At 64.1% G+C, this 14,429-nt stretch carries 13 protein-coding genes; 2 read left to right on the top strand and 11 right to left on the bottom strand.

Translation table 11 applies throughout. The features are described from left to right. Positions 1-90 precede the first annotated feature (90 nt). The 8 genes from AAHK21_RS05490 to gcl all read right to left on the bottom strand — a co-directional run bounded on the left by AAHK21_RS05490 (position 91) and on the right by gcl (position 9,675). Positions 91-1,089, bottom strand: a complete 999-nt coding sequence (locus AAHK21_RS05490) for a sulfate ABC transporter substrate-binding protein (RefSeq protein ID WP_102683548.1) — start codon at positions 1,087-1,089, stop codon at positions 91-93. Positions 1,090-1,213: 124 nt separating this feature from the next. Continuing rightward, on the bottom strand, positions 1,214-2,035 hold the full coding sequence (locus AAHK21_RS05485) for an ion transporter (protein ID WP_102683547.1): 822 nt from the start codon (positions 2,033-2,035) through the stop codon (positions 1,214-1,216). Between the two features lie 45 nt (positions 2,036-2,080). Continuing rightward, complete coding sequence (locus AAHK21_RS05480) at positions 2,081-2,956, bottom strand: urea transporter (RefSeq protein ID WP_367856658.1); 876 nt, start codon at positions 2,954-2,956, stop codon at positions 2,081-2,083. 198 nt (positions 2,957-3,154) lie between these two features. Next, entirely contained in the window at positions 3,155-4,570 is a 1,416-nt protein-coding gene (pyk, locus tag AAHK21_RS05475) for a pyruvate kinase (RefSeq protein WP_367856657.1), read from the bottom strand. Beyond that, complete coding sequence (locus AAHK21_RS05470) at positions 4,560-5,840, bottom strand: glycerate kinase (protein WP_038705697.1); 1,281 nt, start codon at positions 5,838-5,840, stop codon at positions 4,560-4,562. The genes pyk and AAHK21_RS05470 overlap by 11 nt, the downstream gene beginning before the upstream one ends. A 247-nt stretch (positions 5,841-6,087) precedes the next feature. Continuing rightward, positions 6,088-6,981 carry a 2-hydroxy-3-oxopropionate reductase gene (locus tag AAHK21_RS05465; protein ID WP_023631172.1) on the bottom strand — a complete coding sequence of 298 codons (894 nt, stop codon included), beginning with the start codon at positions 6,979-6,981 and terminating at the stop codon, positions 6,088-6,090. Between the two features lie 81 nt (positions 6,982-7,062). Next, positions 7,063-7,845 (bottom strand): hydroxypyruvate isomerase, encoded by a 783-nt coding sequence (hyi, locus tag AAHK21_RS05460; RefSeq protein WP_046856495.1) that lies wholly within the window; start codon positions 7,843-7,845, stop codon positions 7,063-7,065. Positions 7,846-7,899: 54 nt separating this feature from the next. Further along, positions 7,900-9,675: a glyoxylate carboligase gene (gcl, locus tag AAHK21_RS05455; protein WP_023631170.1), complete on the bottom strand. Its 1,776-nt coding sequence runs from the start codon at positions 9,673-9,675 to the stop codon at positions 7,900-7,902. Between the two features lie 257 nt (positions 9,676-9,932). Between gcl and AAHK21_RS05450 the strand changes: the two genes are divergently transcribed. Further along, positions 9,933-10,373 (top strand): heme-binding protein, encoded by a 441-nt coding sequence (locus tag AAHK21_RS05450; protein ID WP_046856493.1) that lies wholly within the window; start codon positions 9,933-9,935, stop codon positions 10,371-10,373. Between the two features lie 141 nt (positions 10,374-10,514). Here AAHK21_RS05450 and AAHK21_RS05445 read toward each other — a convergent pair whose 3' ends face one another. Beyond that, entirely contained in the window at positions 10,515-11,126 is a 612-nt protein-coding gene (locus tag AAHK21_RS05445; RefSeq protein WP_028692838.1) for a TetR/AcrR family transcriptional regulator, read from the bottom strand. Between the two features lie 132 nt (positions 11,127-11,258). Here AAHK21_RS05445 and AAHK21_RS05440 point away from each other — a divergent pair, with 132 nt between their 5' ends. Further along, the gene (locus AAHK21_RS05440; RefSeq protein WP_367856656.1) at positions 11,259-12,173 is read left to right on the top strand and encodes a DUF808 domain-containing protein; all 915 of its coding nucleotides are present in this window, start codon (positions 11,259-11,261) and stop codon (positions 12,171-12,173) included. A gap of 67 nt (positions 12,174-12,240) precedes the next feature. On the opposite strand, the gene AAHK21_RS05435 is transcribed toward AAHK21_RS05440, so the two are convergent. Then, on the bottom strand, positions 12,241-13,023 hold the full coding sequence (locus AAHK21_RS05435; protein WP_046856491.1) for an outer membrane protein OmpK: 783 nt from the start codon (positions 13,021-13,023) through the stop codon (positions 12,241-12,243). Between the two features lie 492 nt (positions 13,024-13,515). After that, positions 13,516-14,301 carry an outer membrane protein OmpK gene (locus AAHK21_RS05430; RefSeq protein WP_046856490.1) on the bottom strand — a complete coding sequence of 262 codons (786 nt, stop codon included), beginning with the start codon at positions 14,299-14,301 and terminating at the stop codon, positions 13,516-13,518. Positions 14,302-14,429: the final 128 nt, after the last annotated feature.

Here is a 14,429-nt window from a genome sequence, read left to right as displayed (position 1 = left end):
CCAGCTCCCACAGGGATAGCGCAAGGCTTGAGGTTTGCGCGGTCGGTGTGGGAGCCGGCTTGCCGGCGATAGGCCGGTACAGGTCAGTGATCAATGGCTGGTATAGATCTGGTCGAACACGCCACCGTCATTGAAGTGGGTCTTCTGCACGGTGCGCCAGTCGCCGAAGGTCTTCTCCACCGACAGGAAGTCGACTTTCGGGAAACGGTCGGTGTACTTGGCCAGCACGGTGGCGTCACGCGGACGCAGGTAGTTGTTCGCGGCGATCTCCTGGGCCTCCGGCGACCACAGGTACTTCAGGTATTCCTCGGCCACGGCCTGGGTACCTTTCTTGGCCACCACCTTGTCGACCACGCTCACCGGCGGCTCGGCCTCGGCCGAAACGCTCGGGTAGACCACTTCGAACTGGTCGCGGCCGAACTCGCGGGCAATCATCTCGGCCTCGTTCTCGAAGGTCACCAGCACATCGCCGATCTGGTTGGTCATGAAGGTGGTGGTGGCGGCGCGGCCACCGGTATCGAGCACCGGCGCTTGCTTGAACAGCTTGCCGACGAAGTCGCGGGCCTTGCTTTCGTCACCGCCCTGCTTGAGTACGTAGCCCCAGGCCGAAAGGTAGGTGTAGCGGCCGTTACCCGAGGTTTTCGGGTTGGGCACGATTACCTGCACGCCGTCCTTGAGCAGGTCCGGCCAGTCCTTCAGCGCCTTGGGGTTGCCCTTGCGCACGATGAACACGGTGGCCGAGGTGAACGGCGCGCTGTTGTTCGGCAGGCGCGTTACCCAGTTGTCCGGCACCAGCTTGCCGTTGTCGGCCAGGGCATTGATGTCGGTGGCCATGTTCATGGTGATCACGTCGGCCGGCAGGCCATCGATCACCGCGCGCGCCTGCTTGCTCGAGCCGCCGAAGGACATCTGCAGGTTGACCTTCTCGTTGTGCTCCTTTTCCCAGTGCTTCTGGAACGCCGGGTTGTAGTCCTTGTAGAAGTCGCGCATCACGTCGTAGGACACGTTGAGCAGGGTAGGGGCGGCCTGGGCGAGGTTGCCCAGGGCCAGGCCCGCGGCGAGCAGCGAGGCGCTGAAGAGTTTTTTCACTGGGGGCATTCCTTGTTCTGATTCAAAGGGTTGGCGATATGCCAGCGACTATAGCGTTTGGCGCTAGGGTGGCTAAAGACCAAATGGCTCTTTGCTTATGCTTGCCCTGCATTGGGAACGCTGCCTATTGCTTGGGAAACAACGCATTGCCACAGCGCGAACAGAACGCCGCGCCATGCTCGTGGTGGTGTTTGGCACAGGTCGGGCAGTCATGCTGCAACTGTTCGCCGCGCATGGCATTGGCCAGTTCGGCGGTGAAGATGCCGGTGGGCACGGCGATGATCGAGTAACCGGTGATCATCACCAGCGACGACAGCACCTGCCCCAGCGGCGTGGTCGGCACGATATCGCCGAAGCCCACGGTGGTGAGGGTGACGATGGCCCAGTAGATGCCCTTGGGGATGCTGGTGAAGCCATGCTCCGGCCCTTCGATCACGTACATCAATGTGCCGAACACGGTCACCAGGGTCGACACGCTGACCAGGAACACGATGATCTTCTGCTTGCTGCCCTGCAGCGCCGCCAGCAGGTAGTGGGCCTGCTTGAGGTAGGGGCTGAGCTTGAGCACACGGAAGATCCGCAGCATGCGCACCACGCGGATGATCAGCAGGTACTGGGCGTCGCTGTAGTACAGGGCGATGATCCCCGGCACGATCGCCAGCAGGTCGACCAGCCCGTAGAAGCTGAAGGCATAGCGCAGTGGCTTGGGCGAGCAGTACAGGCGGGTGATGTATTCGGCGAGGAAGATCGCCGTGAAGCCCCACTCGATCCCGGCCAGCAGGCCGGCGTAGTTCTGGTGAACGTCGTCGATGCTGTCGAGGATCACCGTCACCAGGCTGGCGAGGATGATCAACAGGAGAATCTTGTCGAAGCGTCTGCCAGCCGTGGTGTCGGTCTGGAAGACGATGACGTAGAGCCGCTCGCGCAGGCTCGCAGGGTTGTCCATGGGCTCGTTCCATTGTGTGGATGGGCAGAGCCTAGGGGCTGGGTATCAGCTGTGCAAGCGAGGCGCGTTGCGGCGCTGGTTGAGCTGGCCCAGGTGGTTGCCCAGGTGCATCAGCCAGCACGCGGTCACGAACGGCGCGGTCAGCCCGGCGATCGGCAGCAGGTTGAACAGCGGCTGCAGCAGCAGAGCGCAGGCGATGGCGAGCAAGGTCACCCAGGGTTTCTCGCCCTGGCGACTGAAGGCCAGGGCCGCCAGGGCGGCGTTGAAGCCATACAGCCCCAGCCACGCGGCCTGCGTTTCTCCAGCCAGCAGCGCGATACCGCCGCCGATGGCCGAGCCGATCAGCGCCCAGGTGGCGGCATAGGGGTTGGCGAAGTACATGCCGATGACGATCAGCAGGCCGGCCATGGGCTTGTCGAGCAAAAAGATCTGCCCCACGCCGCGCAGCAGGGCATACACAGGATCGGCTTCGACATAGCCGTTGGCCGACGGCTCGGTCAGCAGCAACGCGGCCCAGCCCAGCAGCACGAATGGCGCGGTGTAGGCGATCAGCAGCTTGCCGCCGCGCTTGCGCCATTGGTGGGTGAGCATGCTCGACAGGCCACCGGCGGCGATGATCAGCGGTGGCAGGATTGCCGACCAGGGCAATACGGCGCTGATCAGGATGCCGATCAGCACGCCGTTGTAGCAGTACAGCCCGGCCTGGCGGTCGGCGCGGTCGTAGCCGCGGCGCTGGGCGGTGAGCAGGCCGGCCAGGGCGCCGAGCAGGGCGCCGCCGACCAGGTTCGGCGCGGTCAGCAGGATGGCCAGCAGGCAGCACAGGCCGCACAGGGGATTGCGCAGCAGCAGCACCTGGCTGAAGCCGTTGAGCAAAGCCGTGGCCCAGTCGGGGCACGGGTTGACGAAATTCTTGGTGTACATGGGCAGTCGGTAAGGTGAGTGGGGGAGCGGTGGGCCTCTTCGGGCCTCGGTTTTCCGCAGGTTCGGTGTATCGGGAGGGCTTTGCCCTCCTTTCGCCGCGGTTCGTCGCCACGACAAGCCGGCTCCCACAAAGGCATGCATGATTCCTGTGGGAGCCGGCTTGCCGGCGAAAAGGGGCGCACAGCGCCCCCGGCGATCTCAGACTAGGGTCTCGATCCGCAGCGTATTAGTCGAACCCGGCTTGCCGAAAGGCACACCGGCGGTGATCAACAGCGTGTCGCCACGGCTGGCCATGCCTTGGGCCTGGGCGATTTCCAGCGCCGTCGAGACCACTTCGTCGACCTGGCGCAGGCGGTCGTTGACCACCGAGTGCACGCCCCAGGCCACGCTCAGGCGGCGGGCGGTGTTCAGGTTCGGCGTCAGGTTGAGGATCGGCGCCCGTGGCCGCTCGCGGGCGGCGCGCAGGGTGGAGTTCCCCGACTCGCTGTAGTTGACCAGCACCGCCACCGGCAGGATGCCGCTGATGCGGCGGATCGCGCAGCTGATGGCGTCCGACACGGTGGCTTCGGCCTTGGGCCGGCCAACGTCGAGCTGGGCCTGGTAGTCCGGGCCGTTCTCCACCTGGCGGATGATCTTGCTCATCATCTGCACCGCTTCCAGCGGGTAGTCGCCCGAGGCGGTCTCGGCCGACAGCATCACCGCGTCGGCGCCTTCGGCCACGGCGTTGGCCACATCGGTGACCTCGGCGCGGGTCGGGGCCGGGGAGAAGCGCATGGATTCGAGCATCTGCGTGGCCACCACCACCGGCTTGCCCAGCTGGCGGCAGGTATTGATGATGCCCTTCTGGATCTGCGGCACGCTCTCGGCCGGCACTTCCACGCCCAGGTCGCCACGGGCGACCATGATCGCGTCGGACAGCTCGGCGATGGCCTGCAGTTGCTCGACCGCCGAGGGCTTCTCGATCTTGGCCATCAGGTAGGCGCGGTCGCCGATCAGCTCGCGTGCTTCGAGGATGTCCTGCGGGCGCTGCACGAACGACAGGGCCACCCAGTCCACGCCCAGCTCGAGGCCGAAGGTGAGGTCGCGGCGGTCCTTTTCGGTGAGCGGGGAGAGCTCGAGCACCGCTTGCGGCACGTTGACGCCCTTGCGGTCGGACAGCTCGCCGCCGGCCAGCACTTCAGTGTCGATGGCGTCGCTGTGCTTGGCGGTCACCCGCAGGCGCAGCTTGCCGTCATCGAGCAGCAGGTCCATGCCGGGCTCCAGCGCGGCGATGATCTCCGGGTGTGGCAGGTTCACGCGGCGGTTGTCGCCCGGGGTCTTGTCCAGGTCCAGGCGCAGGGCCTGGCCGCGTTGCAGTTGCACCTTGCCGTCGGCGAAGCGACCGACGCGCAGCTTCGGACCCTGCAGGTCCATGAGGATGCCCAGCGGGTAGTTGAGCTGCTGCTCGACTTCGCGGATCCACTGGTAGCGCAGGGCGTGGTCGGCGTGTTCGCCGTGGCTGAAGTTGAGGCGGAAGATGTTCACCCCGGCCTCGACCAGCTGGCGGATGTCATCGATGCCCTTGATCGCAGGCCCGAGGGTGGCGAGGATTTTTACTTTTTTATCAGGCGTCATGAGGGTCGGTCTCGAGGATCAGGATGGCGCGGAAGTCGTTGACGTTGGTGCGGGTCGGCTCGGTGACGATCAGCGCGTCGAGCGCGGCGAAGTAGCCGTAGCCGTTGTTGTTGTCCAGCTCATCGCTGGCCGACAGGCCCAGGGCTTCGGCGCGGGCGTGGCTGTCCGGGGTCATGAAGGCGCCGGCGTTGTCCTCGGAACCGTCGATGCCGTCGGTATCACCGGCCAATGCGTACACCCCCGGCAGGCCCTTGAGGCTTTCGGTAAGGCTGAGCAGGAACTCGGCGTTGCGCCCGCCACGGCCATTGCCGCGCACGGTGACGGTGGTCTCGCCGCCGGAGAGGATCACGCAGGGCGCCTTCAGCGGCTGGCCGTGCAGGACGACCTGGCGAGCGATGCCGGCATGCACCTTGGCCACCTCGCGCGACTCGCCTTCCAGGTCACCGAGGATCAGCGGGCTGAAGCCGGCCTGGCGGGCTTTCACCGCGGCGGCCTCGAGCGATTGCTGGGGCCGGGCGATCAGCTGGAAGTGGCTGCGCGAAAGGGCGGGGTCGTCGGCCTTGACGGTTTCCGATGCCGGATTATTGAGCCAGTCGATGACGGCCTTGGGCGCTTCGATGTTGTAGCGCTTGAGGATCGCCAGGGCGTCGGCCGAGGTGCTGGGGTCGGCCACGGTGGGGCCGGAGGCGATGACCGTGGCCAGGTCGCCGGGTACATCGGAAATCGCGTAGGTGTACACAGTGGCCGGCCAGCAGGCCTTGGCCAGGCGCCCGCCCTTGATCGCCGAGAGGTGCTTGCGCACGCAGTTCATCTCGCCGATGGTGGCGCCGGACTTCAGCAGGGCCTTGTTGATCTGCTGTTTGTCGGCCAGGGTCAGGCCTTCGGCGGGTAGGGCCAGCAGTGCGGAACCGCCGCCGGAGAGCAGGAAGATGACGCGGTCGTCTTCGCTGAGGTTGCTGACCAGCGCGAGCACGCGCTTGGCCACGGCCAGGCCGGCGGCATCGGGGACCGGGTGGGCGGCTTCGACCACCTCGATCTTCTGGCAGCTGGCGCCGTGGCCGTAGCGAGTCACGACCAGGCCCGAGACCTCGCCTTGCCAGCTTTTCTCGACCACTTCGGCCATGGCGGCGGCGGCCTTGCCGGCGCCGATGACGATGACCCGGCCACTACGGTCGGCGGGCAGGTGGGGTTCGAGGACCTGGCGGGGGTGGGCGGCGGCGATGGCTGTGTCGAACAGTTCGCGCAGGAATTTTTGTGGATCGACCGACATGGCAGGCTCCCAGATTCTTGTTGTTCTGCAAAATCGAAAACGCCCCTGGAACTGCCTCCGTGCAGGCCGAACCAGGGGCGGGTGTTGCTCGGGGTCACCCTTCGACCTGTGGTTGCAGGAGAACGGTGTTGGATTCATCGCCGGCAAGCCGGCTCCCACAGGTACAGCGCTGGATCATGGGACGGTGCGGTCCCTGTGGGAGCCGGCTTGCCGGCGAAAGGGCTGCGCAGCAGCCCCCGGATTCAAATCACTTGTCGTCGCGGATCGAGAAGTTGGCCATGTGCTCCAGGCCCTTGATCAGCGCCGAGTGGTCCCAGTTGCCGCCGCCCAGGGCCTGGCAGGTGTTGAACACTTGCTGGGCATTGGAGGTGTTGGGCAGGTTGATGCCCAGCTCCTTGGCGCCTTGCAGGGCCAGGTTCAGGTCCTTCTGGTGCAGGTTGATGCGGAAGCCTGGGTCGAAGGTGCCCTTGATCATGCGCTCGGCATGCACTTCGAGGATCTTCGAGGAAGCGAAGCCGCCCATCAGGGCTTCACGCACCTTGGCCGGGTCGGCGCCGTTCTTGGCGGCGAACAGCAGGGCTTCGGCAACGGCCTGGATGTTCAGGGCGACGATGATCTGGTTGGCCACCTTGGCGGTCTGGCCGTCGCCGTTGCCACCGACGCGGGTGATGTTCTTGCCCATGGCTTCGAACAGCGGCAGGGCGCGCTCGAAGGCTTTAGGGCAACCGCCGACCATGATGCTCAGGGTCGCGGCCTTGGCACCGACTTCGCCGCCGGACACCGGGGCGTCCAGGTAGGCGGCGCCGGTGGCCTTGATCTTCTCGGCGAAGGCTTTGGTGGCGGTAGGCGAGATCGAGCTCATGTCGATCACCACCTTGTTCGGGCCCACGCCTTCGGCGACGCCGTTTTCACCGAACAGCACGCTTTCGACCTGTGGGGTGTCGGGCACCATGACGATGATGAATTCAGCTTCCTGGGCCACTTCCTTCGGATTGGCCAGGGCCACGCCGCCAGCGGCGATCAGGTTGGCCGGCGCTGCGTCGTGGTGGGTCGAAACGAAGATGCTGTGACCTGCTTTTTGCAGGTTCTGGGCCATGGGGTTGCCCATGATGCCGGTGCCGATGAAACCGATTTTAGCCATGAGAGATTACCTCGTTGTAATTGTTGAATCTCGATGGAGCAGGCGGAGCAGGCCTTTCAGGAGCGGGCCTGCGCTCGGCCTTCAGATTGCGTTATGCGTCTTCAGCCAGCCCAGGCCAGCCTCGGTGGTGGTCTTGGGCTTGTACTCCGCGCCCACCCAGCCCTGATAGCCGATGCGGTCCAGGTGCTCGAACAGGAAGCGGTAGTTGATCTCGCCGGTGCCCGGCTCGTGGCGACCCGGGTTGTCGGCCAGCTGCACGTGGTTGATCAGCTTGAGGTTGGTTTCCAGGGTGCGCGCCAGGTCACCTTCCATGATCTGCATGTGGTAGATGTCGTACTGCAGGAACAGGTTGTCGCTGCCCACCTCGGCCTGGATTTCCAGGGCCTGTTTCGTGGTGTTCAGGTAGAAGCCCGGGATGTCGCGGGTGTTGATCATTTCCATGACCAGGCGGATGCCGGCGGCCTTGAGCTTGTCGGCGGCGTAGCGCAGGTTTTCCACGAAGGTCTTGCGCACGGTGGCGCAGTCCGGGCCTTGCGGGCGGATGCCGGCCAGGGCGTTGACCTGGGTGTTGCCCAGCACCTTGGCGTACTCGATGGCCTTGTCGACACCGGCGCGGAACTCTTCGACGCGGTCGGGGTGGCAGGTGATGCCGCGCTCACCTTTCGACCAGTCGCCGGCCGGCAGGTTGAACAGCACCTGGGTCAGGCCATGGGCGTCGAGCTGCTGCTTGATCTCGGCGGCGCTGAAATCGTACGGGAAGAGGTATTCGACACCGCTGAAACCAGCGTCGGCGGCGGCCTTGAAGCGAGCCAGGAAGTCCTGTTCGGTGAACAGCATGGACAGGTTGGCGGCGAAGCGAGGCATAAGTCGTCTCCTTGCGTTGATTGCCCCCGCGCGCGGCGCGGGGGCGTCAGGCGATCAGTCCAGCAGCGAGATGGCGGTCGGCGCGTCGTTGCCGACCAGGGCGAGGTCTTCGAACTCGTTGACCGCGTTGATCTCGGTGCCCATGGAAATGTTGGTCACACGCTCGAGAATCACTTCGACCACCACCGGCACGCGGAACTCTTCGGCCATCTTCTGCGCCTTGAGCAGGGCAGGGGCGATCTCGGCCGGTTGGAACACGCGGATGGCCTTGCAGCCCAGGCCCTCGACCACGGCGACGTGGTCGACACCGTAGGTGGCGGCGTCGGTGGAATTGATGTTCTCGAACGCCAGTTGTACACAGTAATCCATGTCGAAACCACGCTGCGCCTGGCGGATCAGGCCGAGGTAGGCGTTGTTCACCAGCACGTGGACGTAGGGCAGGTTGAACTGCGCGCCCACCGCCAGCTCTTCGATCATGAACTGGAAGTCGTAGTCACCGGACAGCGCGACCACCTTGCGTTTCGGGTCGGCCTTGACCACACCGAGGGCGGCAGGGATGGTCCAGCCCAGCGGGCCGGCCTGGCCGCAGTTGATCCAGTGGCGTGGCTTGTACACGTGCAGGAACTGCGCGCCGGCGATCTGCGACAGGCCGATGGTGCTGACGTAGGTGGTGTCCTTGCCGAACACTTCGTTCATTTCCTGGTACACGCGCTGCGGCTTGACCGGGACGTTGTCGAAGTTGGTCTTGCGCTGCAGGGTAGCCTTGCGTTCCTGGCAGTCTTCCAGCCAGGCCTTGCGGCACTTGAGCTTGCCTGCGGCTTTCCATTCGCGGGCCACTTCGAGGAACACGTCCAGGGCCTTGCCGGCGTCGGAAACGATACCCAGGTCTGGGGTAAACACGCGGCCGATCTGGGTCGGTTCGATGTCCACGTGCACGAACTTGCGGCCTTCGGTGTAGACGTCGACGGAGCCGGTGTGGCGGTTGGCCCAGCGGTTGCCGATACCGAACACCAGGTCGGACTTGAGCATGGTCGCGTTGCCGTAGCGGTGCGAGGTCTGCAGGCCGACCATGCCGACCATCAATTCGTGATCGTCCGGGATGGTGCCCCAGCCCATCAGGGTTGGCACTACCGGTACGCCGGTCAGTTCGGCGAACTCGACCAGCTTGTCGCTGGCGTCGGCGTTGATGATGCCGCCGCCGGCTACCAGCAGCGGGCGTTCGGCGTCATTGAGCAGGGCCAGGGCTTTCTCGGCCTGGACGCGAGTGGCGGCTGGCTTGCTGATCGCCAGTGGCTCGTAGGCATCGATGTCGAACTCGATCTCGGCCATCTGCACGTCGAACGGCAGGTCGATCAGCACCGGGCCTGGGCGGCCGGTGCGCATCTCAAAGAAGGCCTTCTGGAACGCGTAGGGTACTTGGCCCGGCTCCAGCACGGTGGTCGCCCACTTGGTCACCGGCTTGACGATGCTGGTGATGTCGACGGCCTGGAAGTCTTCCTTGTGCAGGCGGGCACGCGGGGCCTGGCCGGTGATGCAGAGAATCGGGATGGAGTCGGCCGAGGCGCTGTACAGGCCGGTGACCATGTCGGTGCCGGCAGGGCCGGAGGTGCCGATGCACACGCCGATGTTGCCCGGGTTGGCGCGGGTGTAGCCCTCGGCCATGTGCGAGGCGCCTTCGACGTGGCGAGCGAGGACGTGATCGATGCCACCGACTTTTTTCAGGGCCGAGTACAGCGGGTTGATCGCGGCGCCGGGGATGCCGAACGCGGTATCTACACCTTCACGGCGCATGACCAGAACGGCTGCATCGATTGCTCTCATTTTGCTCATGGTTTGTGCCTCATCGATTTTGTAATTGTATACAACTTGCGTTGCGGCAGAGTGTATTCATGGTCGGCGCAAAAGGTCAATCCATTTTCGTCGGCGGCTTTGACTTGCTGGTCATGGCGAAAAAGGGCGGCATTTCGTCGCAGTGAGACACATTGGATTAGAAAATTGTATACAAATAGTGTCTTTGTTGTGTTCTATCGTGTCTATTGGTTTTCAACTGCCCTCAGGGCTTCTCACAACAAGAAGAGGACCTTTTCATGAACGCATTGACCCTCAAACAGGCCGTGGGCGTGGTAAATGCCGCGTTGGCCGCAGGCCGCAAGATCAACGCCGCGCCCTTGACCGTGGCGGTGCTCGACGCCGGCGGGCATCTGCTGGCGTTGCAGCGCGAGGATGGCGCCAGCCTGCTGCGCCCCGAGGTGGCCATCGGCAAGGCCTGGGGCGCGGTAGCGCTGGGCAAGGGTTCGCGCCTGCTGGCGCTGGACTCGCAGCAGCGCCCCGCCTTTTATGCGGCTTTGAACGGGCTCGGCGAGCGACCGGTGGTGCCGGTGCCAGGGGGCGTGCTGATCCGCGATCAGGAGGGCAAGGTGCTGGGGGCGGTGGGAATCAGCGGCGATACGTCGGATATCGACGAGCAGTGCGCGATCAGTGCGATCGAAGAAGTCGGGCTGACGGCGGATGCCGGGGTGGCGGCTTAAGGTTCAGCTTCTCTGGGGCCGCTGTGCGGCCCATCGCCGCGGTTCGTCGCCACGACAAGCCGGCTCCCACAGGAATTGTGCAGGGCCTGTAGGAGCCAGCTTGCCGGCGATAAGGGCTGCGCAGCAGCCCCATTGGCCCTGTCAGGCTGCCTCGGGCTCGCAGCCCTTCAGCACCAGGCGGATGATGGTCTCCGCTGCCGCGTCATAATCGCTGTCGGCCAGCTTGGCCTTGCCGGTCACCACGGCGATCTGCCAGTCGAAATCCGCGTAGGTTTGCGTCGCCGCCCAGATGCTGAACATCAGGTGGTGCGGGTCGACGTGGGCGATCTGGCCGCGCTCGATCCAGCGCTGGATGCACTCGATGTTGTGGCGCGCCTGCTCGTTGAGCTGCTCCACCTGGCGCGGTGACAGGTGCGGCGCGCCATGCATGATCTCGCTGGCGAACACCTTGGAGGCGTGGGGCAGGTCGCGGGAGATGCGGATCTTCGAGCGGATGTACGCGCTGAGCACTTCCTTCGGATCGCCGTCGGCGTTGAACGGTGTCGAGGCCTGCATGATCGGCGCGATGATGCTCTCGAGCACCTCGCGGTAGAGGTTTTCCTTCGACTTGAAGTAGTAGTACACGTTCGGCTTGGGCAGGCCGGCCTTGGCCGCGATATCGCTGGTCTTGGTGGCGGCGAAGCCCTTGTCGGCGAATTCTTCACTGGCTGCGCGCAGGATCAATTCCTTGTTGCGCTCGCGAATGGTGCTCATTGTCGGGAATCTTCCTCGGGTCTGGCCCCTCCAAGAGGGGTCCGGCATGGTAGCACCCGCTCGGACGGGCGCTCAAGGCAGCGTCTTTGGGCTAGAATCCCGGCCATTCGAACCTACTGGAAACATTTTGACATGGCAGGAAGCAGCTTACTGGTACTGATCGACGATATCGCCACGGTCCTCGACGATGTCTCGTTGATGACCAAGGTCGCGGCGAAGAAGACCGCCGGGGTGCTGGGCGACGACCTGGCGCTCAATGCCCAGCAGGTCACCGGTGTGCGCGCCGAACGCGAGATCCCGGTGGTGTGGGCGGTGGCCAAGGGCTCGCTGCTGAACAAGGCGATCCTGGTGCCGGCGGCGCTGCTGATCAGCGCGTTCATTCCCTGGGCGGTGATTCCGCTGCTGATGGTCGGTGGCGCGTACTTGTGCTTCGAGGGCTTCGAGAAGCTGGCGCACAAGTTCCTGCACAGCAAGGCCGAGGACGACGCGCAGCACGAGGCGCGCAAGGCGGCCGTGGCCGACGAGCAGGTCGACCTGGTGGCCTTTGAGAAGAGCAAGATCAAGGGCGCGGTGCGCACCGACTTCATCCTCTCCGCCGAGATCATCGCCATCACCCTGGGCACCGTGGCCGATGCGCCGCTGAGCCAGCAGATCATCGTGCTGTCGGGGATCGCCATCGTCATGACCCTGGGGGTGTATGGCCTGGTGGCAGGCATCGTCAAGCTCGATGACCTGGGGCTGTGGATGACCAAGAAAGCCTCGGCGCTGAGCCAGGCGGTGGGCAACGGCATCCTGCGCGCCGCGCCGTACATGATGAAAAGCCTGTCGGTGATCGGCACCGCGGCGATGTTCCTGGTCGGTGGCGGCATCCTGGTGCACGGCATCGCGCCGCTGCATCACGCCATCGAGGCGTTCAGCGAAGGACGGGGCGGGGCGTTGACCGGGGCACTGCTCAATGGTGTGGCGGGGGTGATTGCGGGGGCTGTGGTGCTGGCGGTGGTGAGCGTCGTCGGCAAGCTGTGGCAGGCGCTGCGCCCTGCTCACTGAGTAGCGCGGGGACGTGGGGGCGGGGCAAGCCCGCTCCCACGTCAGACAGCGCCTGAGCGCTGAGTGATCAGAAGTGCACTTTCACCAGGAAGCTCATGGTGTTCTGATCGGTAGTGAAGGCATCGCTGTCCTTGATGCCGTACTTGTTCTTCCAGTAGTCGTACTCGATACCCACGTACAACTGCTTCTCGCCCAGGTGCAGCGCTTTGCCCAGGTCGTACTTGACCTGCGGGTTGAAGTGCAGGTTCGCCTGGTAGGTGCCGCGACGGTTCTCGTCGTTGTCCACCACCCAGTCCATGAAGCCGTCGATGAGAATGTCGGACGAACCCACGGGGATGGTGTAGGACCAGACCGGGGTGATCTGCCAGACGTTGTCGCCTGGGCGGCTGCCGTCGGTGGTGCGCTGGTAGAAGTTCAGCTGGAAGTAGTCGAAGCCTGGGATCGCCAGGTCGAAGCCGGGGCCGATCAGGTAGGACTCGGTGTCACCCTCGCCGAACTCGTAGGTCATGGCCAGCAGCACGTCCTTGACCGGGCCGAACTCGAGCTTCTGGTCGAAGATCTTGCCGAACGACAGGCGTGGGCTGAACTCACCGTAGTAGGTGTTCGGACCGTTGCTGGCGTCCTTCTTGCCCTGGTAGAAGATCTTGTCGAAGAAGAAGAAGTTGTCGCCGTACTTCCACGCATCGGCGTGCTCGAAGGTTACGGTCTGCTGGATCTCGGGGTTGACCTTGAAGTTCTTGCCCCACAGGTAGGTCAGGCTGTTGTTCTGCCATTGCAGCAGGTCACCGGCTTGGCTGGCGCCGCAGGCCAGCAGGCCGCCGGCGAGGATCAGGCTATTGATGGTACGCATTGCGTGTGTCGCTCCCTTTATTGGATCTGTTGTCAGCGCTCGGGCGCTGTTCTTGTCTTTTGGGTCAGCTTTTTTCAATTGGCCACAGCTGTTTGGCAAGAGCTGCGCCAACTTTTCCACGTTGGGCACAACCATCCTGCTCGACGTCTTTCTGAACGGATGAAATAGGTATTTCACGCTGGCAACACGTTGGCCAACCGCCCGGAAACATTGACTGGGCGGTCAGCAAACGCGGGCGGGATCCTTCCCGCCCCGATCGAGGGGGCGCGCAGATTACTCACTTGCGCGCCGGGCCTCAAGTGCTCCGTCCTGGAGCACGCTGTCACACTGCGGGGCGTACGCCCCTTCGCTTAGGCTCTATACGTAAAGCCTTGATACTTGTTCATGCTGCGTTGAAAACAGCCTCGGAATGCTCATGTACTCCAGTACACTGCGCTTCCTTGGCTGTTTTCGCCTTGCCTGACCTGCGTCTCAAGACTTTTCGTACAGAGCCTAGAAATGCACCTTCACCAAGGCGCTGGCGACGCTCTGGTTGCTGTCCACGTTGCCGTGGCTGTCGATGCCGTACTTGTCCTTCCAGTAGCTGTATTCGAAGCCGACGTAGAGCTGCTTGGCGCCCAGGTTCAGGGCCTTGCCCAGGTCGTATTTGACCTGTGGGTTGAACTGCAGGTTGGCGTGGTAGGTGCCGCGACGGGTCTGGTCGTTGTCGACCACCCAGTCGATGTAGCCGTCGATCAGGATGTCGGACTTGCCCACGGGGATGGTGTAGGACCAGGCCGGGGTGATCTGCCAGACGTTGTCGCCGGGGCGGCTGCCTTCGGTGTTGCGCAGGTAGAAGTTCAGGGTGAAGTAGTTGAAGCCGGGCACGTTCAGGTCGAAGCCGGGGCCGATCAGGTAGGCCTCGTTGTCGCCCTCGCCACGTTCGTAGGTCATGGCCAGCAGCACGTCCTTGACCGGGCCGAAGGCCAGGTTGCGCTCGAAGATCTTGCCGAACGACAGGCGCGGGCTGAACTCACCGTAGTAGGTGGTCACGCCTTTGCCGGGGTCGGCCTTGCCGTTGTAGAAGATCTTGTCGACGAACAGGAAGGTGTCGCCGTACTTCCACTTGTTGGCGTGCTCGAAGGTGATGGTCTGCTGGATATCGGGGTTGACCTTGAAGTCCTTGCCGTAGAGGTAAGACAGGCTTTCGCCGTGCCACTGCAGCCATTCGCCGGCATGGGCGGGGAGGGTGGCCAGCAGGCTGCTGCCCAGCAGGACGGAGGTGGTGATGCGCTTCATGTTGTGATTCCCGGACTTATTGTTTTTGTAAGGGCTTTTTCGGCGCGCAGGCGCCCCGGACGGCCCATTCCGGCGGGCCGACGGTACTGCGTTACCACAGGGTTGAAGCGGGGCGGCCAGGACGGCGC

It is taken from the genome of Pseudomonas sp. TE50-2, assembly GCF_040813665.1.
GTDB classification, from domain to species: Bacteria; Pseudomonadota; Gammaproteobacteria; order Pseudomonadales; family Pseudomonadaceae; genus Aquipseudomonas; species Aquipseudomonas soli.
The sequence above is the reverse complement of the archived record's forward strand: the minus strand, read 5'-3'. Positions and strand labels throughout refer to the sequence as shown.

Excerpts from the sequence above, each read along its gene's own strand:
- AAHK21_RS05485 (WP_102683547.1), bottom strand. The coding sequence starts at position 2,035 with ATGGACAACCCTGCGAGCCTGCGCGAGCGGCTCTACGTCATCGTCTTC.
- AAHK21_RS05480 (WP_367856658.1), bottom strand. The coding sequence starts at position 2,956 with ATGTACACCAAGAATTTCGTCAACCCGTGCCCCGACTGGGCCACGGCT.
- pyk (WP_367856657.1), bottom strand. The coding sequence starts at position 4,570 with ATGACGCCTGATAAAAAAGTAAAAATCCTCGCCACCCTCGGGCCTGCG.
- AAHK21_RS05470 (WP_038705697.1), bottom strand. The coding sequence starts at position 5,840 with ATGTCGGTCGATCCACAAAAATTCCTGCGCGAACTGTTCGACACAGCC.
- AAHK21_RS05465 (WP_023631172.1), bottom strand. The coding sequence starts at position 6,981 with ATGGCTAAAATCGGTTTCATCGGCACCGGCATCATGGGCAACCCCATG.
- hyi (WP_046856495.1), bottom strand. The coding sequence starts at position 7,845 with ATGCCTCGCTTCGCCGCCAACCTGTCCATGCTGTTCACCGAACAGGAC.
- gcl (WP_023631170.1), bottom strand. The coding sequence starts at position 9,675 with ATGAGCAAAATGAGAGCAATCGATGCAGCCGTTCTGGTCATGCGCCGT.
- AAHK21_RS05450 (WP_046856493.1), top strand. The coding sequence starts at position 9,933 with ATGAACGCATTGACCCTCAAACAGGCCGTGGGCGTGGTAAATGCCGCG.
- AAHK21_RS05445 (WP_028692838.1), bottom strand. The coding sequence starts at position 11,126 with ATGAGCACCATTCGCGAGCGCAACAAGGAATTGATCCTGCGCGCAGCC.
- AAHK21_RS05440 (WP_367856656.1), top strand. The coding sequence starts at position 11,259 with ATGGCAGGAAGCAGCTTACTGGTACTGATCGACGATATCGCCACGGTC.
- AAHK21_RS05435 (WP_046856491.1), bottom strand. The coding sequence starts at position 13,023 with ATGCGTACCATCAATAGCCTGATCCTCGCCGGCGGCCTGCTGGCCTGC.
- AAHK21_RS05430 (WP_046856490.1), bottom strand. The coding sequence starts at position 14,301 with ATGAAGCGCATCACCACCTCCGTCCTGCTGGGCAGCAGCCTGCTGGCC.